Source organism: Streptomyces sp. NPDC021562 (assembly GCF_040640875.1).
Taxonomy (GTDB): Bacteria; Actinomycetota; Actinomycetes; order Streptomycetales; family Streptomycetaceae; genus Streptomyces.
The window spans coordinates 45,969-69,198 of sequence record NZ_JBFACN010000034.1 but is presented as its reverse complement, the minus strand read 5'-3'; the positions used below and the strand labels follow the sequence as shown (position 1 = coordinate 69,198).

22 protein-coding genes and 2 pseudogenes are annotated in these 23,230 nt (G+C 69.6%); 11 read left to right on the top strand and 13 right to left on the bottom strand.

From position 1 onward, the window contains the following. Positions 1–5: 5 nt before the first annotated feature. The 3 genes and pseudogenes from AB0G52_RS35945 to AB0G52_RS35935 all read left to right on the top strand — a co-directional run. Positions 6–149 (top strand): annotated as a pseudogene (locus tag AB0G52_RS35945) (class I SAM-dependent methyltransferase); the annotation flags it as partial. Then, positions 136–1,003, top strand: a protein-coding gene (locus AB0G52_RS35940; RefSeq protein ID WP_361342607.1) for an IS5 family transposase whose coding sequence is annotated in 2 segments (ribosomal slippage) — positions 136–524 and positions 523–1,003 — 870 coding nt in all. Because the reading frame shifts where the segments join, the coding sequence is not laid out codon by codon here. The pseudogene AB0G52_RS35945 and the gene AB0G52_RS35940, both read left to right, overlap by 14 nt. A gap of 534 nt (positions 1,004–1,537) precedes the next feature. Then, on the top strand, positions 1,538–2,458 hold the full coding sequence (locus AB0G52_RS35935; RefSeq protein ID WP_132890933.1) for a CDP-diacylglycerol diphosphatase: 921 nt from the start codon (positions 1,538–1,540) through the stop codon (positions 2,456–2,458). Here AB0G52_RS35935 and AB0G52_RS35930 read toward each other — a convergent pair. The 5 genes from AB0G52_RS35930 to AB0G52_RS35910 form a co-directional block, all read right to left on the bottom strand. After that, on the bottom strand, positions 2,394–2,810 hold the full coding sequence (locus AB0G52_RS35930) for a DUF6233 domain-containing protein (protein ID WP_361342604.1): 417 nt from the start codon (positions 2,808–2,810) through the stop codon (positions 2,394–2,396). The genes AB0G52_RS35935 and AB0G52_RS35930 overlap by 65 nt on opposite strands. Positions 2,811–2,956: 146 nt before the next feature. Continuing rightward, a complete protein-coding gene (locus AB0G52_RS35925; RefSeq protein WP_361342601.1) occupies positions 2,957–3,604 on the bottom strand; it encodes an MFS transporter in 648 nt (215 codons plus the stop codon). A 73-nt stretch (positions 3,605–3,677) separates the two neighbouring features. Beyond that, positions 3,678–3,899, bottom strand: coding sequence for a hypothetical protein (locus AB0G52_RS35920; RefSeq protein WP_132890935.1), 222 nt, complete (start codon positions 3,897–3,899; stop codon positions 3,678–3,680). Positions 3,900–4,488: 589 nt separating this feature from the next. Continuing rightward, positions 4,489–6,819, bottom strand: coding sequence for a heavy metal translocating P-type ATPase (locus AB0G52_RS35915; protein WP_132890936.1), 2,331 nt, complete (start codon positions 6,817–6,819; stop codon positions 4,489–4,491). Continuing rightward, entirely contained in the window at positions 6,816–7,271 is a 456-nt protein-coding gene (locus tag AB0G52_RS35910) for a DUF6207 family protein (RefSeq protein WP_361342650.1), read from the bottom strand. The genes AB0G52_RS35915 and AB0G52_RS35910 overlap by 4 nt, the downstream gene beginning before the upstream one ends. A 564-nt stretch (positions 7,272–7,835) precedes the next feature. On the opposite strand from AB0G52_RS35910, the gene AB0G52_RS35905 reads away from it, so the two are divergent. Next, positions 7,836–8,417: a hypothetical protein gene (locus AB0G52_RS35905; RefSeq protein WP_132890937.1), complete on the top strand. Its 582-nt coding sequence runs from the start codon at positions 7,836–7,838 to the stop codon at positions 8,415–8,417. A 182-nt stretch (positions 8,418–8,599) separates the two neighbouring features. Continuing rightward, positions 8,600–9,328, top strand: coding sequence for a nuclear transport factor 2 family protein (locus AB0G52_RS35900; RefSeq protein ID WP_361342596.1), 729 nt, complete (start codon positions 8,600–8,602; stop codon positions 9,326–9,328). Positions 9,329–9,337: 9 nt separating this feature from the next. Here AB0G52_RS35900 and AB0G52_RS35895 read toward each other — a convergent pair whose 3' ends face one another. Next, positions 9,338–9,709: a helix-turn-helix domain-containing protein gene (locus tag AB0G52_RS35895; protein WP_132890938.1), complete on the bottom strand. Its 372-nt coding sequence runs from the start codon at positions 9,707–9,709 to the stop codon at positions 9,338–9,340. A 250-nt stretch (positions 9,710–9,959) separates the two neighbouring features. Here AB0G52_RS35895 and AB0G52_RS35890 point away from each other — a divergent pair, with 250 nt between their 5' ends. Further along, on the top strand, positions 9,960–10,172 hold the full coding sequence (locus AB0G52_RS35890) for a hypothetical protein (protein ID WP_361342593.1): 213 nt from the start codon (positions 9,960–9,962) through the stop codon (positions 10,170–10,172). Between the two features lie 16 nt (positions 10,173–10,188). Here the strand turns inward: AB0G52_RS35890 and AB0G52_RS35885 are convergent, their stop codons facing one another. Together AB0G52_RS35885 and AB0G52_RS35880 are read right to left on the bottom strand one after the other, a co-directional pair. Then, on the bottom strand, positions 10,189–11,118 hold the full coding sequence (locus AB0G52_RS35885) for an SDR family NAD(P)-dependent oxidoreductase (protein WP_132890939.1): 930 nt from the start codon (positions 11,116–11,118) through the stop codon (positions 10,189–10,191). A 55-nt stretch (positions 11,119–11,173) separates the two neighbouring features. Next, a complete protein-coding gene (locus AB0G52_RS35880) occupies positions 11,174–12,061 on the bottom strand; it encodes an SDR family NAD(P)-dependent oxidoreductase (RefSeq protein WP_361342591.1) in 888 nt (295 codons plus the stop codon). A 70-nt stretch (positions 12,062–12,131) separates the two neighbouring features. On the opposite strand from AB0G52_RS35880, the gene AB0G52_RS35875 reads away from it, so the two are divergent. After that, a complete protein-coding gene (locus tag AB0G52_RS35875) occupies positions 12,132–13,064 on the top strand; it encodes a LysR family transcriptional regulator (RefSeq protein WP_132890941.1) in 933 nt (310 codons plus the stop codon). A 34-nt stretch (positions 13,065–13,098) separates the two neighbouring features. Here AB0G52_RS35875 and AB0G52_RS35870 read toward each other — a convergent pair whose 3' ends face one another. Next, positions 13,099–13,512 carry a VOC family protein gene (locus AB0G52_RS35870; RefSeq protein ID WP_361342588.1) on the bottom strand — a complete coding sequence of 138 codons (414 nt, stop codon included), beginning with the start codon at positions 13,510–13,512 and terminating at the stop codon, positions 13,099–13,101. A gap of 56 nt (positions 13,513–13,568) precedes the next feature. Here AB0G52_RS35870 and AB0G52_RS35865 point away from each other — a divergent pair, with 56 nt between their 5' ends. Continuing rightward, positions 13,569–14,180, top strand: a complete 612-nt coding sequence (locus tag AB0G52_RS35865) for a TetR/AcrR family transcriptional regulator (protein ID WP_132890943.1) — start codon at positions 13,569–13,571, stop codon at positions 14,178–14,180. 457 nt (positions 14,181–14,637) lie between these two features. On the opposite strand, the gene AB0G52_RS35860 is transcribed toward AB0G52_RS35865, so the two are convergent. After that, positions 14,638–15,243, bottom strand: a complete 606-nt coding sequence (locus tag AB0G52_RS35860) for a helix-turn-helix domain-containing protein (RefSeq protein WP_361342584.1) — start codon at positions 15,241–15,243, stop codon at positions 14,638–14,640. 69 nt (positions 15,244–15,312) lie between these two features. On the opposite strand from AB0G52_RS35860, the gene AB0G52_RS35855 reads away from it, so the two are divergent. Together AB0G52_RS35855 and AB0G52_RS35850 are read left to right on the top strand one after the other, a co-directional pair. After that, positions 15,313–16,206, top strand: a complete 894-nt coding sequence (locus tag AB0G52_RS35855; protein ID WP_361342581.1) for an NADP-dependent oxidoreductase — start codon at positions 15,313–15,315, stop codon at positions 16,204–16,206. 262 nt (positions 16,207–16,468) lie between these two features. Further along, a complete protein-coding gene (locus AB0G52_RS35850; RefSeq protein ID WP_361342578.1) occupies positions 16,469–18,424 on the top strand; it encodes an Ig-like domain repeat protein in 1,956 nt (651 codons plus the stop codon). A 198-nt stretch (positions 18,425–18,622) separates the two neighbouring features. Here the strand turns inward: AB0G52_RS35850 and murJ are convergent, their stop codons facing one another. Then, the gene (gene murJ / locus AB0G52_RS35845) at positions 18,623–20,299 is read right to left on the bottom strand and encodes a murein biosynthesis integral membrane protein MurJ (protein WP_361342575.1); all 1,677 of its coding nucleotides are present in this window, start codon (positions 20,297–20,299) and stop codon (positions 18,623–18,625) included. Positions 20,300–20,400: 101 nt separating this feature from the next. Here murJ and AB0G52_RS35840 point away from each other — a divergent pair, with 101 nt between their 5' ends. Next, on the top strand, positions 20,401–21,882 hold the full coding sequence (locus AB0G52_RS35840) for a hypothetical protein (RefSeq protein WP_361342572.1): 1,482 nt from the start codon (positions 20,401–20,403) through the stop codon (positions 21,880–21,882). A 60-nt stretch (positions 21,883–21,942) separates the two neighbouring features. Here the strand turns inward: AB0G52_RS35840 and AB0G52_RS35835 are convergent, their stop codons facing one another. Beyond that, on the bottom strand, positions 21,943–22,185 hold the full coding sequence (locus tag AB0G52_RS35835; protein ID WP_132890948.1) for a hypothetical protein: 243 nt from the start codon (positions 22,183–22,185) through the stop codon (positions 21,943–21,945). Between the two features lie 143 nt (positions 22,186–22,328). Then, a pseudogene (locus AB0G52_RS35830) lies at positions 22,329–23,227 on the bottom strand (LysR family transcriptional regulator). Positions 23,228–23,230 lie beyond the last annotated feature (3 nt).

The window sequence follows — 23,230 nt, the reverse complement described above, 5'->3', positions numbered from 1 at the left end:
ACACGTTCGCCGAACTCGCGCGGGCCCTCGACGCCGGGCCGGTCGCCGATCTCGGCTGCGGGCCCGGCCACGTGACGGCACACCTTCAGTCTCTTGGGGTGAGTGCGTTCGGCATCGACCTGTCCCCGAAGACGGTTGAGGTCGGTCGTTGGTCCGGGTGTGCCGTTGACTGATGCGCAGTGGGCGCGGATCGAGCCGTTACCTCCGGACCGGACACCGAAGCGGGGCGGCCGCTGGCATGACCACCGTGAGGTGATCGACGCGATCGCCTACAAGTTCCAGACCGGCACCCAGTGGGTCCACCTGCCGGAGAAGTACGGCAACCGGCGAGGCGTCTACAACCGGCTGCGGATGTGGGCCGTCGACGGTACTTGGGAGCGGGTGTTCACGGCTCTGGTGGCCCAGGCCGACGCGGAAGAGGACCTCAACTGGGCCGTCTCGGTCGACTCCACGATCGTGCGGGCCCACCAGCACGGGGCCGGGGCCCGCAAAAAGGGGCCCCAGCCGGCGAGCCCGGCGACCATCCATCGGCCGCTCCCGCGGCGGACTGACCACAAAGATCCACCTCACGGCCGATGCCCGCTGCCGGCCCCTCGCGTTCGTTCTCACCGCCGGACAAGCCGGTGATGCACCTGCCTTCACCGAGGTCATGGCCCGCCTGCACGTTCCCCGTCGGCGAGGCCGACCTCGCACCAGGCCGGACCTGGTCCTGGCCGACAAGGCGTACTCCTCCCGCGCGATCCGCGAGCACCTGCGCAAGCGCGGTATCCGGGCAGTGATCCCCGTCCCCGCAGACCAGCGCAGCCATCGGCTCCGTCGAGGCAGCCGAGGCGGCAGGCCACCAGCCTTCGACCGCGAGACCTACAAGCAGCGCAACACCGTCGAGCGGTGCATCAACCGCCTCAAGCAGTGGCGAGGCATTGCCACCCGCTACGAGAAGACCGCCACCATCTACCTGGCCGGACTCCGCATCGCGGGCATCTTCCTCTGGTCCGCCCGTTGATCTGAACGAAACTGCCTAGTCGGCGAAGACATGACCGGCCCCAACAGCTCAGCTTTCTATCCAGGCCCTGTGAAACTTCGGCACCTCCCGATGTCTGCCGGCGAACGTCCCGAGCCTTGGTACGGCGCAGAGCGCGGCATGTGAGGCACTGGCACTCACTGGCAGGGAGAGGGCATGCCCAGTCGGCCGTTGGTTCACTCGTGGCCGGAACCTGAGCCTCGGGGCTGATCCTTACGGGCAAGAGCCTGTGAATAAAGATCCACATCTACGGCTGGAGTACTAGTTGATGCAGGGCGTCCATGACCGCGGCGAGCAGCCGCTCGTGGACGTCCGTGCGGCCACAGAAGCGGGGGGAGTGGGCGAGACCGGGCCGGCGTCCAGGTCACGCGGTCAGCCGGGGCGATCCGGGTGCCGCGCCCGGTGGACGTTCCACACGCTCACTCATTCGGCCGACGGGTGGAGTCACCGCAAATCAATTTCCGGCACATATTCTGCGAAAAACCCCGGCGGTGCCCACTCCATCGGAGATCAGAAATGCATGACCAGCAGAATGCGAAGGAAGTCCCCCGGCGTCAATTCGTCGCGCTGTCCGGTGCCCTCGGTGCCGCGACGGTCCTGACGGGCGCGGCCGCGACGGTCGGCGGTTCCGCTGCGGCGGCGAGCGGTCTCGACGCTGGTCCGACCCCCGACTCGTGCCCCAGCACGCCTCCCCCGGGCGGCACCAGCCCGTGCCCGCCCACTAGCCTCCAGGGCATCTGCGGCCGGCCCACGGACAACGACCCGCTGTGGCACGACGTCCAGTACTGCACCAGCGGAATCGTCCCCCCGCCGCCGCAGCCCAAGCCGGACTGCCTGAAGGTGACCTCGAATTACGTCGTGCTGCACGGACAGCCGGAGACGACGCACAACTATCTCCTGTCGCCGACGTGCCGGGTCACGGGCATCGAGTGCCCGTTCCTCGTGACCAGCGGGCCGCCCAACTACTGGAACGAGGCGTGGCAGAACGCGCGCAGCGGCGGAGACGTCCCCGTGCAGTACCCGAACATCGGCCTGGGCATCAACTCACAGACCGCCCGCCGCTTCAACCAGCTCCACATCCACATGGCCGGCGTGCGGGCGAGCACGCAGCGGCGCCTCCAGGAACTCGAGTCGCAGGGCCGCATGGCCACGTCCCCCTCCCAGTGGGCGAACCCGGCCAACCAGGCCGTCGTCACGGGCTCGGCGGGCGACCGCGTGTACCGCGTCCTCCGGCTCCCCAACCTCCAGGACAACCTCTTCGGCCTGCTCTACACGAACGTCGTCCGCCCCAACTCGCTGAACATGGCTGACCAGACGATCATCGTGGTCCCGAAGATGACCGCCGCCGGGTTCGCGGGTGCCTTCTACGTCCTCAACAGCGACACGTCGATCCACGACGGCACGAGCACATGCGACTACCTCCTCGTATACAGCTGACGCACCTGATCCGGCCTGATCCGAACGAGAGGCCCTGGTCGGCGATGCCCAGCGCGGCGTCCGGGCGGCAGATCGGGCAGGCTGGTATCCCGTCGGTGGTGAGGAGACGGCGGGCCTCGTCCCGGCCGACCGGGTTTCGTCGGCGGTTGGCCATGCCGCAGTCCCCCACGTGCACGGCCATCGGGTGTCCCGTCGTCCGGTTGAGTTCGAGGACCCAGTCCGGCGCCGGCGGGCGGCGCGCCCGGCCGCGCTCCGCCTCGGTCTGCCGCTGCCGCAGACCGTCCGCGTGGCGATTCCCCGGACAGCGATCTTCGGGCCATGAGCTGAACGTGAATTTTGGCCCCGCCCTCACAGCGGATCATGGATCCGATTCACAAGGGCGATATCACGGGGCGCCTGAACACTATCCGCACTGAGCGAGGTGCGGCCTGGCATGCATGTGCCAGGCCGTCGGGTCCGGGAAGTCCTGGCTTGGACCCAGGGTGGTCCCCCCGGCAATCAGCAGGGCAATGGTCGCGCGTCCGTGTCGCTGTCCGGAGCCACTGGATGGTGCGGAGTCAGGGAGTGGATGCGTGGTATCGGCGAGGGCAGCAGCCAGAGCAGGGACAGCGCTCCGCCGACGGCCCCGATGAGGAGGGTCGCCCGGAGGCCGATGAGGGTAGCGAGGAGGCCGCCGAAGAATGCACCCACAGGGCGTAATCCGTAATTGATCGTGCTGTACGCACCGGCGACTCGACTGCGCATGGCATCGGGGATCACGTCGGCCTGGAGGGAGTTGGGATTGACGTCGAACAGCATGACGCCGACTCCGGAGAGGAACTCGGCCGCGGCCAAGGCTCCGGCGCGAGCCCAGAGGGGGCCGGCCACAGCAGCGGCCATGGCGATCGGTGCCGGGAACGGCACGGCGCCCACGACGATGCTGCGGCCCACGCCGAGTCTTCGCGAGATCTTCAGGGCGATCACCGCCCCAAGGAGCGAGCCGGTGGCACCGATCCCGAACGCTATGCCGATGGCTCCTGCGGTCAGTCCGAGGTTTCGGCTGGCAAACAGCACGATCAGTCCGCTGCCCGCGACGAAGGTGAAGAAGTTGACGGTCACCGCGCATCCGAGGCTGGCCCGCAGCACCGGGTGACGGATGACGAGCACCAGTCCTTCCCTGGCACGCCGCAGCAGCGAAGACACCCCGAAGGCCGGGGCAGCGCCTGAAAGCCGACAGGCATCATCGAGCCGGGCGCCACGCGCCGGAACTGCGTGAGCCTGCAGGCGGGCGGGCGGCGAGGATGGCGACGTCGTCGGCGGCCAGGCCGATCAGCAGTTCGTCGCAGAAGATCTCCAACGGCTCGCGGGCCAGGGCGGCGGCGTGCTGCCGCACCCGGGGCCAACTGGCCAACGATCCGGGCGGAGACCCGGCCAGCCGCCAGCCCTGAGCGCGGCGCGTCATCCGTACGCGGGCAGCTGCCAACCCTCCCGTGGGGAGGCCGGGAGGGGCGGCGGGCCCCGCCATCGCAGGAGCGGGACGGCAGGGCCCATCCATTGGCGCGGAGAGATCCGGGCCGAAAGCAATCGATCTCCCTGGATCCCGGTCGTGTCCGGCATGCGCTGGTAGACGGCGGCCGGACACGACGTTGCCCGCCCCCGAAAGTCGGGGGCGGGCAACGGTCGTACACGTGGCCGTGAAGGGCGGTCGCCTTCGCGGCGAAAGGCTCCATGAGGCTTCAGCCGAACGATCGTCCTCATGGGCAATAGGTGAGGCCCGGGGACACTGTCCCCTCCACAACCACGCCATCTGTAACACGGGCAGGCGGCAGAGCATTCCCGCCCAGGTCGCCTGCCCGCGGCGCAGGAGAACCGTTGTCGCGGGTGGTCACGGGGGCTTGGAGGGAAGGGCGCGCTCGAGGAAGTCGAGCCGGGCCTGGGGGGCAGCTCCCTGTCGAGGCCGAGTGCGGTGCGGATGGACTCGGCGCCGACGTCTGACGGGTGTTGGTCGCACAGCCCCCCTGCTTGCTGCCTTATATCCCCCCTTCTTAACTTTACGGGGCGAGGGAGAAATAGTTCTCCTCTTCCTGGGTGAAGTGGAGGCGCAGGACCGTGTTGAGGCCGTAGAGGCTCGAGCGCAGGTCGTCGAGTTGCCCCGGGGCCAGACCGCCGTCGGCGTGGGCCAGTTGCAGGTGGGTGGCGATGCGGCGGGAGAGCCGTTCGATCTCGGAGTGGGCGCGGCTCATGGTGGCGGTGGCCTCGGGACCGCCGAGGGCGGGCGCGAGGGCGGGGTAGAGCTGGTGTTCTTCGGCGTATTCGTGGGGCAGCAGGCGTTCCGTGAGCAGCCGGTGGGTCTCCTCGACGGCCGCGAGAGCTTGGGGGCCGGGTGTGTCGGAGAGGCGGTCGGCCGCGTCGCGTACAGATTCGAGGACGTCCTGGAGGTCGTCGTGTTCAGCGGCGAAGCGGTGGATGAGGGCTTCGGCGCCGGAGGTGAGGGCCGGTCGCGCGGCTTCGTCGGTGCGCAGCGCGCGCAGGGCGTTGAGGATGACGGCGATGTCGATGCCCTCCTGGAGCAGGGCGCCGGCGGCGGGCGGGAGGAAGCCGAGGGCGGCCGCGGCCATGGCGGCCAGGGACATCAGCATGCCGCCAAGAGCGCTCTGTACGGCGATGCGCCGGGCCCGCTGGGCAATGGCGACGGCGTCGGCGAGGCGGTCCACGCGGTCGGTGGTCAGGACGATGTCGGCGGCTTCGGAGGAGGCGGTGGAGCCGCGGGCGCCCATGGCGACACCGATGTCTGCGGCGGCGAGGGCGGGTGCGTCGTTGACGCCGTCGCCGACCATCACGGTGACCGCGTGCTCGCGTTCGGCGCGTACGGTGGCGACCTTGTCGGCGGGGCTGAGTTCGGCGCGTACGTCGTCGAGGCCGAGGACGGCGGCGACTTCATGGGCTGGTGCGGCGCGGTCTCCGGTGAGCATCAGCAGCCGTTCGATGCCTGCTGCACGCAGGTGGCGCAGGGTGCGTGGCGCGTCGTGGCGCAGGGGGTCGCGCAGCAGCACGGCGCCGGCCAGGTGCCCGTCGACGGTGAGCCAGGCGACGGCCGCGCCGTCCAGGAGCGCTCGGGTATCGACCGCCTTCGCCCAGTCCGGCCGTGCGGTCGCGGCGCCCGCACGGCCGATCGAGATCTGGTGCCCGTCCACGTTTCCGGTGGCGCCCCGGCCGGGCTCCTCGGTGACGTCCGTCGGGACCGAGAGTGCCAGACCGCGTTCCCTGGCGGTGTCGACGATGGCTTGGGCGAGGACGTGCGGTGAGTACTGGTCGAGTGAGGCCGCCAGGCGGAGGGCTTCGGAGGGTTTGACGTCGGGGGCGGCGATGACGTCGAGGACGCGGGGGCGGCCGCGGGTGAGGGTGCCGGTCTTGTCCAGCAGAAGGGTGCGGGCTCGGCCAAGATTCTCCAGTGCGCCGCCGTCACGGATGACGACGCCGAGGCGGGAGGCACGGGAAAGGCCGGAGACGATGGCGACCGGGGCGGCCAGCAGCAGCGGACAGGGGGTGGCGACCACCAGGACGGCGACTGTGCGCACGGCGTTCCCACTGATCAGCCAGGCCAGTCCCGCCACGGCGAGGGAGAGGGGCAGGAACCAGGCGGCGTAGCGGTCGGCCAGGCGTACGACAGGCGCGGACTCGGCGCTGGCCTGCCGGGCCAGTCGCACGATCCCGGCGTAGGTGCTGTCCTGCTCGGTGGCCGTGGAACGCAGCTCGAAGGCGCCTCCGGCGTTGACCACGCCGCTGCGCACCAGCTCGTCCCGTGCCCGCTCGATCTGGAGGGATTCCCCGGTGAGTACCGACTCGTCGAGGACGGCGGCGGCGCTTTCCACCCGGCCGTCGACGGGGACCACCTCACCGGGGCCAACGACAAGAAGATCGCCGACGGCGACGTCGGACAGAGGCACCGTGGCCACACCGGCCTCGGTGCGGCGGCGCGCGGAGCGGGGCGCATGTTCCAGCAGGGCCCGCAGGTCGTGGGAGGCCCGCCGCCGAGCTGCCGCTTCCAGGGCGCGGCCGGTGGAGAGCATCAGAGCGATCAGCGCCCCCGCCAGGTACTCATGGACGGCCAGGGTGCCGCCCAGCGCGAGGACGGCGATGAGATCCACGCCCGCGTGCCCGTGCCGCAGTGCCGCGAGCACCCAGCCGACGGCGGGGGCGACGGCGGAAAGGGTGCCGAGCCCCCAGAAGAGGCCGGCGAGGCCGCTCGCTCCCGTGAGCCAGGCGATGCCGCCGGCGACCAGGGCCGCCGCGGTGACGGCCAGAAGGACGGGTTCGAGCCGTGGCGACACGACCACCGTAGTCAGGCGGCGCACCCGTGCTGTGAACGTGCGGTGGGTCATGAGGTACCTCGGTCCGTCCGGCGCGGCGATCGTGGGGCGGGCCCCCATCCAGCACAGCGCCCTACTGGGGTCCGGCGCGAGGGGACGTCCGGCCCTGCTTCAGGGCCAAGTGGTCGGTGCCTGTACATGCTGCTCATGACCGGCCCCGATCGGCGTGAAGGGCAAGGCGGGGGCAGGCGGCGACGGCTCGGCGGACATGGGCGCGCAGCTCGTCGGGCACCGCTCGATCTCCCAGTCCACTCTGGCCCGGCTGCCCCAGCGCCTGGAACGCTTCCACCGCAGCGCCCAGCCCTCGGACGTGTCGGCTGCTGCGCGGTCGCCGTCGCCCACCGGTCGGCGAACAGCTGCTGGAAGGCGAGCGCGGGCTCCTCGACGGCGGCCGCGACGTCGGCCGCGACGTCGACGACGACCAAGCACGGTTCGCTCACGTGACTCGCGTGGACCGGGTCCATGTGCAGCACCGCGCCCGAACCTTCGGGCGGGTTCCGCTGGTGATGGGACTTCACTCAAGCGACTGCCCGACGGCCGGAATGCCCTCGACGGTGCGGCGGTACGGCCGGTCTTCCATTGCGTCCGTCCAGCCGCGTCGTCGGGCTTCAGCCGCGGCGCAGAAGGCTGGTCATCTGCTGGGTGCCAGGTGCTGGGTGCTGGGTGCTGGGCAGAGCCTGTGCCGGGTCCGCGGGAGCGGCCTCCTTTCCTGCTGCCGTGCGTCAGGTGGCGTCAGGTGGTCTTCGACCTGCTCGAGGAAGCGGTGGTCCGGTTGACGAACCCGAACGCCAGTCGGCTTCCCGCGACGACCCGAAGGACGCCCGTTCCCGCGATGACACGCCGCCATCAGGCCGGCAATCCCTCCGACCGTTGTCAGGCGGTCGTTGTCCTGCACCTCGGGCCCGACACAGGACAACGACATCGCCGGTAGACCCGTGGTCGTGGGGTGCGAGTCCGCCGGCGGCGCGAGTGGCGCCAGGCGGCCCGGCCCCACGTCCACACAGCCGACGACAGGGATGAGAATCCTGATGCGAACGAAGATCACGACGTTACTGGCCACGAGCCTGCTGCTGGTGCTCTCGGCCCTCTTGGCGGGGAGCCCTGCCTCTGCGGCTCCCGGCTCGGCGGTCAGCTTCACGGCTCAAGCGCGAGCCGCGGGGCTGACCGCGGCCCAGGCCGGCGCGCTCCAGGACGAGGTGAACCGCGACCTGGCCTCCCTGGGCGGGAAGCAGGTGGCTCCCAACCGGATCCAGCTGGAAGGCGCGACGCTCTACCTCGCGGTGCCGGGTGAGGCGCATCCGCGCGACCTGACGGCCGGGACCGGGGCGACCCCGTTCTACGACCCCTGCGCCGGCGGCGGGGCCGACCACCTGCACATGTGCGCGTACAGCAAGACTTACTACACCGGCTCCGAACTCGACATGTACAGCTGCAAGCGCTACTACGTCAGCACCTGGTCAGGTCCGGGGTCGTGGGACAACGAGCAGAGTGACGGCACCGTGGCCTACATGTACGGGCCCACCGGGGCCTTCGTGTACAAGACGCCCCCGGCGCCGAGCTGGGACGCCACCGGGAACTGGTCCTCGGTCCACAGCATCGTCAACTGCTGACCGGACCGGTGCCCGCCTGAGCGGGCGCCTCCCACCAGGGCCGGCGAGTCCTCGGGGCTCCGCGCACCATCCGACGGTCCCCGAGCAGTCGTCGGCGAACACCGCGGGGCGCTCGGCCGGATGTCCTCCGACCGAGCGCCCCGCCCCTGCGACCGCTCGGCCCCGTAGTACAGCAGCAGTCCGTGCCTGCGCAGCACGCTCATGGACGCGCGGAAGGTGGCTTCTCCGCCGCCGTCGAAGACGGCGTGGACGCCCTCGCCGCCGGTCAGGTCCAGCACCGGCACCACTACTTCCCCGGCGGCAAGGAGGAGCTGCTCCTCGCGGTGGCCGCCCGCGAGGCCGAACGGGTCCTGGAGGACCAGGAACCCCACCTCTCTGGCTTACGCACATGGTCGGCCTGGCGGGCCTGGCGCGACGCGGTGCTGCGGCGCTACGAGCAGCAGGGCGTCAACTGCCCGCTGGGGGAGGACCGTATCGAGATCCAGGACCTGATGGTGCGCTACGGCCTCGGTCAGGACCTGCACGAAGACGGCGACAACGACGTTCTGGAGCAGTGGGACTCGGTGTTCGCACCCGAGGCCCGCGTCGACTACTCGGTGGCCGGCGGCGCGCAGCTGAAGGACATCCCCTTCAGGGACCTCGTCGAGGTGATGCGCGCGCCCGACGGATCGATGAGCGGGCTGCTCAAGTGGCAGCATTTCCAGGGATTTTCCACCGTCGACATCGATGGCGACCGGGCGGTCGCTCGTACCCAGCACCTGCACACGCACAAGGGCGACACCGACGGTCAGGGCTGGAACCTTATCCAGACGGGCTTCTTCGTCGACCGGCTGGAGCGGCGTACGGAGGGGTGGCGCATCGTCCACCGCACCTTGGAGATCATCTGGATGGACACCTTCGCCACGGTGTGACGGGGCGCGTCAGGCCGTCTCTCCAGCCTCGGAGGCGGCGCTGCACGACCGTTCCGCCCAGTCGTGCAGGGCGTAGAGCGCCGTCGCCAACTCCGCGCCGGCCGGGGTCAGTTCGTACTCCACATGGGGCGGCACCTCCTCATAGACGATGCGGCGCACGACGCCGTCGCTCTCCAGCGCGCGCAGCTGCTGGACGAGCATCTTCTGCGTCACCTCCGGGATGGCCCGCTCGAGGTCGGAGAAGCGGCGCGGCCGGCGGACCAGCAGGTGATGGATGATCAGCAGTTTCCATCGGCCGCGCAGGATCTCCAGGGTGTGCTCGACACGGCTGATGGAGCACGTCGAGGCCGGTGAGGTGGTGGGGCGGGAGTCAGGGGTCATGGTGCTGGGGAACCGTTCTCGGTAGGGGCTTCCTGTGAGGGGTGGACAGTCGTCAGAGCGGCCACCAGCCGCCGGTTGGCCTCGCGGGGTGTCATGCCCCAGTCCCACTCGGTCTTGTGCAGGCGCAGGGAGACGACACCGTGCCAGGCCGACCACAGCAGGAGCGCCGCGGCGAAGGGGACCTGCGGGTCGACGCGGCGGGCGAGAATACGGACCGGCCTACGCGGCGCTGCCCCAGGTGAGGGAATACGTGCAGTACTACCTCACCGACATGGTGAGCGACGGCGTGGAGGAGCCCATCGACGCCATCGTGCGGATCAGCTTCGATTCGCAGTCGGCGATGCGCGAGGCGCTCGCGACACCGGAGTACCAGCGGGCACACGAGCTGCGCGGGGCCTATATGCGGGAGGCGTCCACCGGTATCCATTCGGCGGTCCTGGACCGGCAGGTGCAGCTGGTCTAGCCGGGACGCGTCCCGGTCACGCGGCGCCGGTGATCAGGTCCTGCGACAGGTCCCACAGGCGGCGCGCGCCCGCCGGGTCGACGGCGTAGCGGGCCACGCCGTGCAGCGTACCGGAGCGCCGGTCGACGATCTCGGTCTCGTTGCAGTCGACGAAGTAGCGGCCGCCGACGCCTTCCAGCAGCGGCGAGGTGGCCAGGAGCGCTGATGTGGCGGCGCCCTGCTCGACGGTCTTGATCAGCTCGGCGGGGACGCGGCCGCTGCCCCGGCCGCCGGTGTGCCGCTGCAGGTTCGTGTAGATGGCGCCCGGCATCAGGGCGTTGGCGGTGATGTTGTCGTCGGCCCAGCGGCGGGTCGCCTCGACCGCGAACAGGACGTTGGCCGTCTTGGACTGTCCGTAGGCGAGCCACGGGTCGTAGGGACGGAAGGCGAAGTTGACGTCGTCCCACACGACCGGCGACTGCTGGTGGCCGGTGGAACTCACCACGACGATGCGGGCGGTGCCGTCGGCGGCCAGCGCGCCGTGCAGGCCGGTGGCCAGGGCGAAGTGGCCGAGGTGGTTGGTGGCGAACTGCCATTCCCAGCCCTGCTCCGTGTACTGCTCGGGGCAGGCCATGACGCCCGCGTTGTTCACCAGGATGTGCAGCGGGCCCTGCCAGGCGGCGGTGAAGGCCGTGATGGACGCGGGGTCGGTCAGGTCGAGGTGCACGGCCCGCACGTCCTGGTTGCCGGTCGATCCGGTGATGTCCTTGGCGACGCGTTCGCCCGCCGCCACGTCCCGCACGGCGAGGGTGACGGCCGCACCGGTGGCCGCCAGGGCGCGGGCCGTCTCCGCCCCGATGCCGGAGGAGGCGCCGGTGACGACCGCGCGGCGGCCGGAGAGATCGATACCTGACACGACCTCGTCGGCGGTGCTGGCGAAGCCGAACGGGGTGGTGAGGGCACTCATGAGGGGCTCCTTGCTGAAGGGCTGGGGACGTGGAAATGGACGGTGGCGGATGTGGTCAGGGGACGAGGATCGCGTCCTGCTCGACCGGGGGCGTGCCGTCGTGCCAGGGCAGGACCTTGCCGAAGCGCACCAGTTCGCCATAGAGCTCCGGGTCGACGTACTCGGCGAAGACCAGATCGAGGACGGCCTCAGCGGCCTGGGCAGGTGACTGGGCCTGGCTGTAGTCGCTGAACCACGGGCGCGAGGTCGCCGTGTCGACCATGCCGGGGCAGACGGCGGCGACGAGCGTGCCATCGGCCAGGTCCCGGGCGCGGCGTTCGGCGGCGACGGCACGAACGGCGGCGACCTGGGCCACCTTCGAGGGCACATTCAGCCACAGCGGCCAGCCGGCCTCCTGCGCGGTCTTGTGGTGGATGGCGCTGCGCCACGACTCCACGGCGTACTCGACCTGGTCCAGGCTCGCGCCGTCGAACAGGTGGTGCAGTCGGCCGTCGAGGTGACCGAGCGTCCCCAGGCTGCTGGCCACGACGAGCAGGCGGCCACCCGGGCGCAGCACCGGGCCGAAGGAGCGCAGCATCGCGTGCGTGGCGGTGTTGGAGACGTCGATGAACTCATCGGCCCGCTCCGCCTGGGACTCCTCGGGGAGCAGGCGGGCGACCGCGTTGGAGATGACGATGTCCACCCCTCCGTGGCGGACCCGCAGGTCCTCGGCGAGAGAGGCGATGGCGTCGGTGTCCGTGACGTCCAGGACCCGGCCCTCGACCCGGGCGCGGGTGGCGGGCATCTGGGCGACTTCCCGGGCGGCGTCCGCCACCCGCTGTTGACTGCGACCGGTGAGCAGGACCAGGTCCTGCGGTTCCATGCGGGCCGCGAGCCCTTCGGCGAGGGCCCGGCCGAGCCCCTGGTTGGCGCCCGTGACGAGGGCGATGCGTGAAGTGGTCATGCCTCCACGCTAGGAATCCGTCATCCATGAGTCCAACGAAAGTTTGGAACAGCTAGCATGCGTAAACATCATGGATTTCACGGATGTGTCACTGACGGCGTTGCGCGTCCTGCGGGCCGTGGCCGAACAGGGAACCTTCACCGCGGCCGCGGCGTCGCTCGGCTACACCCAGTCCGCGGTCTCCCGGCAGATCGCCGCGCTCGAGCGCGCGGCAGGCACCGAACTGCTGGAGCGGCGGCGCGACGGGGCCCGGCTCACGCCCGCCGGCCGCGTCGTCATGCGCCGTGCGACGTTCGTACTCGACGAGATCGCCGCGACCGCCAGGGAACTGTCGGGCCTGCCCGAGCAGACCGGAACGGTCCGTCTGGGCTGGGTGCCCAGTGCCGGTGCCGTGCTGCTGCCCCGAGCCCTTGCCGCACTGCGTGAAAGCGATCCCGGACTCGAGGTCGTCGGCCGCGAAGGCGGCACCCCGGCCCTGGTCCGCGCCCTGCGGGCGGGCAGTCTGGATCTGGCCCTGCTCGCAGCGGCGCCACCGTTCCGCGCGCCGGACACCGAGTCGCCCCCACTCGAGCTGCGGACACTCACCGAGCGCCCGCTGTGTCTCGCGGTGCCCGCCACGCATCCTCTCGCCCGCGGCATCTACGCGGATGTGGCCGATCTGCGTGGACAGCGCTGGATCGCCGGGTCCCCATCAGGAGAGGACCGCCTGATGGGCGTGTGGCCGGGCCTGGACGAGCGCCCCGAGATCGCTTTCACCGCCCGTGACTGGCTGGCCAAACTCCACCTCGTCGCCGCAGGGTGCGGACTGACCACCATCCCCGCCTCGCTCGTCTCCGCGGTACCCCCCGGCGTGCGGATCCTCCCCGTCCGCGGCGGCCCGCAGGAACAGCGACGCCTGCTCCTGGCCCGCCTGCCCGACCCGCCGACCCAGGCCGTGACACGTGTGTCCGCTGTCCTCCGCGCGACGGTGGTCGACGTCCACGCGCCCCATCCCGACGCATGAGTGCGGTGCTGCGCCGGCCCGGACCCGCGCCTGCTCATGACGTCTCGATCAGCTCCAGCAGATTGCCCTCCGGGTCGGCGACGTACGCGTAGCGCATACCTTCACTGGCGCCGGGCGCAGGGCGCGAGACCGCAGCGGCGCCGCAGTCCTGCGTCAGGCGGGCGAACGCGCCGTCGGGATCCGGGACTTGAAGCGCCAGGTGGGTGAAGGTCTGCGCGGCGGTGGCAGCAAACGCATCGGTGTGCGAGAAGGGGCGCGATCCGGACCGCTCGACGAACTCCACCCGCAGGCCCGCCGCATCGCTCAGAACGACGGTGCGGACTCCCGCCTCAGGCATCTCTAGACGCTCTTCCACCTGCGTGAGCCCGAACGCGTCGGCGTACCAGGCTTCCTGCGCGGCAAGGTCCGCGACCGAGAGGCTGATGTGGTGAAAGCGAGCAGCGGACATGACGACTCCCCATGGTTAATGATATTTACCTGGTAAGTGATGTTAACCTATCGGGCATGGCTCCTCCCGCTTCTCGACGCCCTGTCGGCCACCATCACGGCGACCTGCGCAACTCCCTCCTGCGGGCATCATTGGAGCTGGTCGGCGAGCGAGGTCCGCACGGATTCACCCTCGCCGAAGCGAGCCGCCGGGCCGGCGTGAGCGTCGCGGCGCCGTACAAGCACTTCGCCGACCGGGACGCGCTACTGGCGGAACTCGCCGCACAGGGCTACCGGGAGCAGCAAAACCGCTTCGCCGCGGCCATGAACGGCATCGAGGACCCCGCCGAACAACTGGCGGCCTTCGCGGCGGCGTACGTCAGATTCGCCGCCGAGGAACCTGCTCTGTTCGATGTGACCTTCCATGCCGGACTCGACAAGTCCCAGTTCGCCAAACTGGCCACGGCGGGCGACCAGGTGGCCCGCCTCCTCCTGCCGAGGGCCCAGGAGCTTGCCTCAACCCCGGACGCCGCATTTGACCTGCTCCTCAGGATCGCCGCCGCCGCACACGGCCTGGCAGTCTTCCTTCGGCAGGGCTTGTTCGGTGCGGGAAATGCGGTCCTCTCCGACACCGAGGAGAAGGCCGCCCGCACGGCGCGGGCCATCACGCGACAGGACGCCAGCTCGTGATCACCTGAGTGATGAACTCCGGCGCGCAGCCCCAGGCCCGAGAAGGGCCACGTTCGTGAGACTGATCTGCTGGGACACGGAGTAGGACACAACCTGAAGCCGCAGGTCACAGCATCGCTACGAGACACTACCGTTGAGATCCCACATCTCAGAAGCTGTTGTCGTGCCGATCTTGTTTGACGCCGGTTCGAGTGTGGCGAAGACCGATAGCTGGTCTCGCAACGTTCGCAGCCGGTGGTCAGCAGCTTGCGAAGAAGGTTTGCTGGCCCCGATGGCGCACGGCAGGTGGCCCCGAAGGGCATCGGCTGGTCCTGCTATGGGGGCCGGCCACAGCCCGACTGCCAACAAGGCCATGCGGCCACGGTTACCGGTCAGAACGCTCAAGGCCGGCGCGACCACTGATCTGCTCTGTGGCTGGCGTTCGGACGAAACGGCGCGGTACAGGGTTGAGTCCTGACTACGGTCTGGCCGTGCCGGTGGAGTCTTCGGAGGGACAGGTGACGGCCCAGGCCGCCTCGATCATCTGAAAGATTTCGCCCACCGCGGCCTGCGGATCGGCCGCCTCACGAGCCAGCGCATAGGCGTCGATCACGAACCTCGCGATCGCCCGGCAGGCCGTTGGGGTCCCTGACAGGTCGGGATCGGCGGCGATGGCCGTCGCCAACGAATCCGCGTGGCGCAGCCGCATCGACTCTTCGTACTTCCGCAGGGCGGGTGATGCATCGATCATGCGCCAGATCGGGGCGGCGCTGTCCGCTGTGCAGTGTCGCACCAGGGACTGGATCTCGCGGCGCAGCGCGGGGATGAGCGGCTCGTGCGGCGCCCGGTCGGTGACCGCCCGCGTGAGGCGCTGCTCGAAGTCTTCGTCCTGTTCGAAGACCAGGGCCTCTTTCGAGGCGAAGTGGGAGAACAGCGTGGTGACGGCGACGTCGGCCTCGGCGGCCACGTCACGGATGCCCACCGCGTCGTACCCGTGCTCCAGGAAGAGCCGCAGGGCGGCGTCGGCGATCTTCTGGCGGGTCGCGGCCTTCTTGCGCTCACGGCGTCCGGTCGGCACGGTCATACCCTCACACTATCAGGTGCGAATGCATAACAGGTTCAAAACAATAACCGTTAGTGCTATGGTCACGGCATGAAGAAGGTGAGCTTCGCCGAGTTCGGCGGTCCGGACGTACTGCAACTCATAGATGCCGAGGATCCTCATGCGGGCCCCGGCCAGATCCGCATCGCCGTAAGGGCGGCAGGTGTGAACCCCGTCGACTGGAGGCTCCGTGAAGGCCAGGTCCTGGGGGCCCATCCGATCGAGTTGCCCGCCGGAGTCGGGCAGGACGCCGCCGGGGTGGTGGACGAGGTCGGTGAAGGCGTCGAAGGGTTCGAGGTCGGCGACCGCGTGTTCGGCGAAGGCACGAGCACGTATGCCGAGTTCGCCGTACTGTCGGCCTGGGCCCGCATGCCCGAGGGCCTGACGTTCGAAGAGGCGGCCGGCTACCCCTCCGTGGTGGAGACCGCGCTGCGCATCATCCGCGAGGTCGGTGTGCGCTCCGGGCAGACGCTGCTGGTCAGCGGCGCGTCCGGAGGAGTCGGATCAGCGGTGCTGCAGATCGCCCGCGACCGCGGCATCACGGTGATCGGGACCGCTGGGGCGGCCAACCAGGGTTATCTGCGCAGCCTGGGCGCCCTCGCCACGACATACGGCGCAGGGTGGGTCGAGCGGGTGCGGCAGCTCGGCCATGTCGACACAGCCCTCGACCTGGCCGGCTCGGGCGTGATCCGCGAGCTCGTCGAACTGACCGGGGACCCGCAGAAGGTCGTCTCCATCGCCGATCTCGGTGCGCCGGAGCTCGGTGTCCGATTCTCCGGCGTCGCCGGGAGCATGCCAGAAGCGCTCGCCGAAGCCGTCGGCCTCATCTCGCGGGGAAAGCTCCACATCCCGGTCGAGAAGTCGTACACGCTTGCCGAGGCCGCGGCGGCGCACATCGACAGCCAGGCCGGTCACACTCGCGGGCGACGGGTCCTGGTTGTCTGAAAACCAGCTGCGCGTCGTCCTCAAGCAGAAACGCCCTATCGCCCGGCCGGACCACGGTATAGGGCATTAGGAGACGTCAAGATGCTGGAAAACGCGACGGCCGGCCCTTACTGCAGAAGAGCCACACCCTTCCCCGGTTCGCTGCCCAACTGAGGGTGCTGCGTGGGGTGTCGGAGCCCTGGCCTACGCTTCACTCACCGGCCACGGGGCCGGCACAGGCTGCACACACAGCAGTCACACGCCCTTGGGGGGTCGAATCACCGTGCGTATCCGCACACTTTCGGCTGCTGTCGCGACGGCAGCCCTTTTCAGCTCCGCGGTACTGGTGGCCGGACCGGCGGCCGCCGACACCAGCGTGCCCATCAGCGTCGGCACCGTGAACGACACCGTCGTCGACGGCACCCACCAGCACCTCTACATCAGCGGCGACAGCACGATCTCCGTCGTGAGTTACACCGGCAAGGTGCTCAACAAGCTCACCGGCCTGCCCCAGGTGTCCGACCTTCAGCTGAGTCCGGACGGCAGCACCCTGTACGCCGCGGTCACTGGAGCGGACAAGATCGTCGCGTTCGACACCACGACGCTCACGCAGACCGCCGAGTACCCGACCGGCGCCGGGACGGCACCGCGCTGGATCGCCCTCACCGAGGGCCGTATCTGGTTCGGCTACGGCGACCAGTGGGATTCCGGGCTCGGCCGCATCGACCTGACCGCCGACCCGGCCACCGTGACCCTCGACCTCGCCGGCGACCACGACTTCGCTACTACGCCGAGGCTGTTCGCCGACCCGGCGAACCCCGACACCCTGGTCGCCCTGGACCCCGGCATCAGCAGCGGGCCGATCATCGTCTACGACGTGTCATCCGGTACGCCGGTCATCCGCGTCGCCGCGAACGAGGGCGGCTTCTACCGGGACGGCGCGCTCATGCCGGACGGGCAGTCGATCGTCGTGGCCGGGCCGGGCAACCGGGCGGTCACCGAATACCGGCTCTCCGACCTGCAGATGGTGCACGAGTACCCGGTCAAGGACGAGCCGGAGACCGTCAGCGTCGCCCCGGACGGCACGGTCGCGGCGACCGCGCTCGACACCGAGAACACCGGCGACACCTACGTGTTCCCCGGTGGCGCGGACGCCCCGGCCAGCGTCCGCAACCTGTCGGACGCGTGGATGCCGTGGGGCGGGCACTCGACGGCCTGGTCGGCGGATGGCACGAAACTGTTCGTGCTGACCGGGACCTCCGAGTTCAGGGACTTCCAGACCGTCACCGAACCGCGCAAGTACGTCGCCAAGCTCACCGCCGACGCCCCGGCCACCGGCACGCGCGCCAAGGCACTCACCGTCAAGGGCACGCTCACGACCGGTCTGAAGCTGCCGGCCGGCACCCTGCTGGACGTCGTGCGCACCGACCTGCTGTCCCCGTCGGGCACGTCGCTCGGCACCAGGACGCTGGGCGCGAACGGCACGTTCTCCTTCACCGACGCGCCCCCGGCCGGCGGCAAGGTCCGCTACACCGTGACCTACCCCGGGGACGCCGCGCACACCCCGGCATCCGCCTCGGACACCGTCAACGTCACCCGGGTCACGCCCGCCCTGACGCTCACCAACAACAAGAAGGCGTACGACTACGGCAAGAACGTGGTCTTCACCGCCCACCTCGGCACCACGTACAGCAACCGCACGGTGGAGATCTGGGCCGACCCGTACGGCGCAGACAAGCCGAACAAGCTGCTGAGGACCGGCAAGACCGATTCGCACGGCAACCTGTCGGCCACCGTCACCATGTCCCGGGACACCGCCGTGACCGCCGTCTTCAAGGGCGACGCCCGCTACGCCGGGCGGACCGTCAAGTCCACCGCCTACGCACACGTGAAGATCGCCAGTTCACTGTCCAAGTACTACCGCACCGGCACGATCGGTTCGACCCGCTACCGCTACTACCACAAGAACACCGACGCCGTCCTGACCACCACGATGACCTACTACAAGGGTCGCAAGGAGCGCCTGGACCTCCAGGTCTACTCAGGCGGCAAGTGGTACACCACGGACTCGGAGTACTTCTCCCTCGGCACCAGCGGCAAGTCCATCGTCAACCTCGGCCACGCCGGGACGTCCGGCGTACGCGCCCGGGTACGCACCTCTTACATCGACCCCTCCTCAGGCGACAACGTGAACACCACCACATACGGCGCCTGGAACTACTTCTACTTCACCAGCTGACACAACGAACAAGAGACGAGAGCGGCGGGGACAACCCGCCGCTCTCGTCTCCCCCGGGCGGGGGGGGCAGCCGCACCACAGGTCCCGCGGTGGCCACTTCATGTCGAGTGCGTATTCGCAGTGCACCTCAAGCCGACCGGTCAGATCCACACGCCTTCGACGTCACAGATCGACCGAATGTGTCCACTCGTGCCCGGGTCAGCCCAGCCCCGGCAGGCTGCGCAGTTCGGCGATCCGCAAGATCCGCGCGAAGACCAGGAACAGAAGGACCATGGCCATGCCGCCAGCAGCCAGCGAGAGCGCCGGCGTCCACGAGGCCGATGCCAGGCTCTGGTCGCAGGAGCGGGCGATGAACCACCCAGCAGCGCCGGCCGCGGTGGCAGCCGTGGTCAGCTTCGCGTAAGTGCGACTGATGCGTCGGCCATCGAGCAGCCCTTCCGTGTGTCGCCTGAGACGCAAGGCGGTCAGCAGTAGGCCGATCGCGTAGGACAGAGCGTAACCGGCGGCCATACCCGTCACGGCCCACTGCGGAGACAGCAGAAGGTGGCAGGCCGCGGCGAGCGCGATGTTGATGCCGCTGATCCACACTGCCATCCGGAACGGTGTGCGGGTGTCCTCGAAGGCATAGAAGCCGCGCAGCAGGAGGTACTGGCCGGAGAACGGGATCAGTCCCAGACCGAAGGCTTGCAGCATGTGCCCCAGGGGAACAGTGGCGGCTGTGTCGGCGGCGCCGTGGGCGAACAGCAGCTGTGCGATCTGCGGGCCGAAGGCGAGGAAGAAGAAGGCAGCCGGGACGATGACGACGCCGCTGACCCGCAGCGCGCGGGACAGGTCGGCGCGCAGGTCGTCCAGACGGTGTTCGGCCACGGCCCGGCTCATGCGCGGGAGCAGGGCCGTCACGAGGGAGACCGTGACGATCGACTGGGGCAGCATCCAGATCTGCTGGGCGTAGCTGTAGGCGGTGTAGCCGACGCCGTCCTGGGGCAGAGCGGCGTCGGCGGCGGATGCCAGCCGGGTGACCACGGTGCTCGCCACGAGGTTGGCCAGCACGAAGAGCAGCGTCCAACGGGCCGCGTTCACGCTCTTGCGCAGTCCGGTGCCTCGCCAGTCGAAGCGCAGGCGGAACCGGAAACCGGCGGCGCGAGCGTAGGGGATCAGGGCGAGAGCCTGGATGGCCAACGCGAGTGTGGTTCCGACCCCGAGCAGTCTGACTTGGGAGTCGGTGATGTCCGTGACCTGTTCGGGGGCGGTGATGAGACCGAGATAGATGCCGAACATGGCTATCAGGACAAGGTTGTTGAGGACCGGGGTCCACATCATCGCCCCGAACCGATTCCGGGCGTTGAGGACCTGACCGAAGATGCTGAACACTCCGTAGAAGAAGATCTGCGGCAGCAGGAAGCGGGCGAAGACCACAGTCAGTTCGAACGCGTCGTGGGTGGCGGGTGTGTCGTGCTGGTAGACGCTGATGATTCCAGGAGCGGCCCACGTTGCCACTGCGGTCCCGACACCGAGGACACAGAGCACCAGGGTGACCAGACGCTGCTCGAAGGCGGCTCCGCCGTCAGCGTCTTCCGCCCGAGCCCGGACCAGCTGAGGAACCAGGACGGAGTTCAGCGCACCGCCGATCAGCAGGAAGTACAAACTCGTGGGCACTGTGTTGGCCTGGTTGTAGGTAGTGGCCAGCAGCCCGGTACCCAGTGCGGCCGCCTGCAGCATCTGCCGTATGAGCCCGGTGGCACGCGAGACAACCGTGCCCGCCGCCATCAACGCAGACGAACGCAGCAGCCCGCCCCCGCCCTTCGGCTTCTTCGGGGCCGTGTTCCTCCGTCTGTCGGACCGATCTAACCGCTCGGGCGACGTCTCCTCGATCATGCGCACAATCTACGATCAGGCGCTCCCCCGGCCGGACTCGCCTCGGAAATCGAGGCTCAGGACAAGCCACCCAGGACACCATCACGGCCTTTCCCCTCGACTTGATCGGGGCCCCAGCGGGACACCGAGGACTCCACCACCACCGTGGCCGTGGAACCGGTGACCTCCGGTACCCGCACACTCAGCCGGCCCAAGTACCTCCTCCCACCCGACAGGCGGTCGACAAAGACAACACCGCCTGCGCCGCCAAGCCGAGCACGGCAGGCTGCCGCGTCCCGGAGTTCGTCTACGCCGACTCCACCACGGCCGCGGCCGGCAGCCTCGGTGACGTCAAGGACCAGGTCAAGCAGCTGAAGGTATGGCTCACCGACCCCGGTGCGAGCGCGGCCACCTCGACCGTCGTGGCCCAGTACGCCTACGCCTGCTCCGGGTTGCTGCGCGAGGCCTGGGACCCGCGGGTCACCGCCGTCCAGAAGGAGACCTACACCTACGACGCCGCCGGACGCATGGCGACGTACACGTCCGGTGCCGAACTGCCCTGGACGCTCAGCTACAGCAGCGGCAGTGACGTCAACGGCCCGGCCGGAAGGCTGCTGAAGGTCTCCCGGCCCACCCTGACGCCCGGCACCTCCGGCACCACCAACGGCACCGCCACAACTTCGGTCGTCTACGGCGTCCCGATCTCCGACAGCGCCGCGCCCTACCAGATGGACGCCGCCACGGTGGCCGCCTGGGGCCAGAGCGACCTGCCCACCCGGGCCGCCGCGGTCTTCCCGACAGATCAGGTGCCCGCCGCGAACAACGGCACGGCCCTGACCGCGGCCGACTACCGCCGGGCCACGATCACCTACCTCGACGACGGCATGAACACCCTGAACGTCGCCGAACCCGGCGGTCACATCTCGACCAGCGAGTCCCACCGGCACGGCCGTCGACGCGGCGTACTCGGCCCGCTGCTGCCGGTCGGCCTCGGTGATCTCCGGGTGGACGGGAGCCGTTTCAGGGGCTGGCCACAGCTGGATGAGGTGGCGCTCGCCGTGGTCGCCGATGCCGGGTTCCGGGTCATCGGCGTGGCAGTACAGGCGCATGCGCACCCAGTCTCCGCCGTCCGGGGCGGTGGGGAGCTCAAGGGGCGGCTCCTCGTCGGGCCACGCATCCAGGATGTCGCCCGACTCCAGTGTCGCCAGGTGCAGGGCGGGCAGCTCTGGGCGCAGGCTGAGTTCCTCGGCCCGCTCCCACCCGTCGTCGGTCTCCGGGGCGGGCGGGGCGTCGTGGAGCTCGATGGTCATCCGCAGGGGGCCGGTGTCGGTGGTGGTCAGGACGACGGCGTTGGCGTCGGTGGCCGGGCCGCAGCGCCAGCCGAAGGGCATCTCGGCGGGGTAGGTGTAGTCGTCGGTGAAGCCGACGAGGTAGCCGTTCTCGCCGAGTTCGACGGTGAACGAGGACGCACGGACCAGCATGAGGGCCTCCTGGAACGGGCAGGGTGCCTCCTCCTGCGGCGAAGCGGGAGGAGGCACCCTGGCTGGCTCGGCGGGAGTGTAGCGAGGCTCAGGCGATCACGTAGAACGGGTCGTCGTCCATGACGTGCATCTGGCCGCGCCACGCGGTGATACGTCCGTCCTGGGACTTGTTCTCGCTGACCTTCACCCAGGTGATCTCCCGCTACCCGCTGGTTGGCGGGAAGCTGCGTGCCGCCTTCCGTGGTAGAGGCGAACGGATACTCGTCGCAGGGCGCCGTCGGACTTGCCCTGGCTGGTGGTGTGCGCAATGGAGATGGTGAACTTCTCGCTCCAATTCGTGGAGCCGGCCTTGAGGGTCATCTGGTGCTTGACGTCGAAGTCAGCTGTGCCCTCGATGACCGGCTCCCGGTCGACGACCTTGATCACGTCTACGGGTCTGTGCGCGGTAGTCGACGGTCATGTGACCAGCCAACGGGTCTGTCGGCAGCCGTGTCCAAGGCTTGTTTCGCAACCCGTCATGCAGGAGCTGCATGACGGACGTGGCTTATGAGGCCGACTGCAGCCAGTGGTCAGGTGTGGCGGACGAGGAGCTTCTTCGCGGACTCGACAAACTCCGCGACGAGGAGGCTGGTGTCCGCAGCGCGGGTGGCGACGACGACCTGGCAGGGCTCGACCTCGTCGACTGGAACGGCGACGAGGCCGGGGCGGAGGGTGTGACGCAGGTCGCCGGCCGGGACGACGGCGATGGCGTTCCCCTCGGCGATGGCCTCAAGCTTGTCGTCGTAGGTGTCGGCAAGGGTGGGGCCGAGCGGGGCGGGGTTGTTGTCCGGGCGGGGTTCGAGCCGCCAGAAGGCGGTCCAGTCGGCACTCGCGCCGGTGCAGCGAGTGGTTCCGCGGAGATGTCAGCAGTGGTGACCGACTCCTCCCCTGCCAGGCGGTGGGACGCGGGCACGAGCAGGGCCCGAGGCTCGGCGTAGAGGACCGCCAGGTCGAGGCCGTCGGCCGGGATCGGCAGTGGTGTGCGGATGACGAGGGCGTCGACCTGCCGGTCGGGCAGGGCACCGGCGTCCTGCGAGCCGAGGTGGCGGGTGCGGACGTGGGCGTCGGGATGCCGGTGGCGCAGATCGCGTACGGCGGGCGTGACGATCAGATCGTCGGCGTACCCGATGGTGATCGTGCGCGTCGGCGCGGCGGCGCGTGCGGTGAGCACCGCCTGCCGAGCTCCGTGCAGGAGCTGTTGCGCCTGTGGAAGGAACGCCGCGCCGGCGGCGGTGAGCCGGCTGCCCTGGGTGGTGCGCTCCAGCAGGCGTACGCCGAGGGTGTTCTCCAGCCGCTGTATCTGACGGCTCAGGGAGGGCTGGGCGACCCGTAGCTCCTCGGCTGCACGGGCAAAGTTCAGCTGTTCGGCGACGACCGTGAAGTACCGGACAAGTCGCAGGTCCAGGTCGGGAAGCATGCCCATGCCCATAGC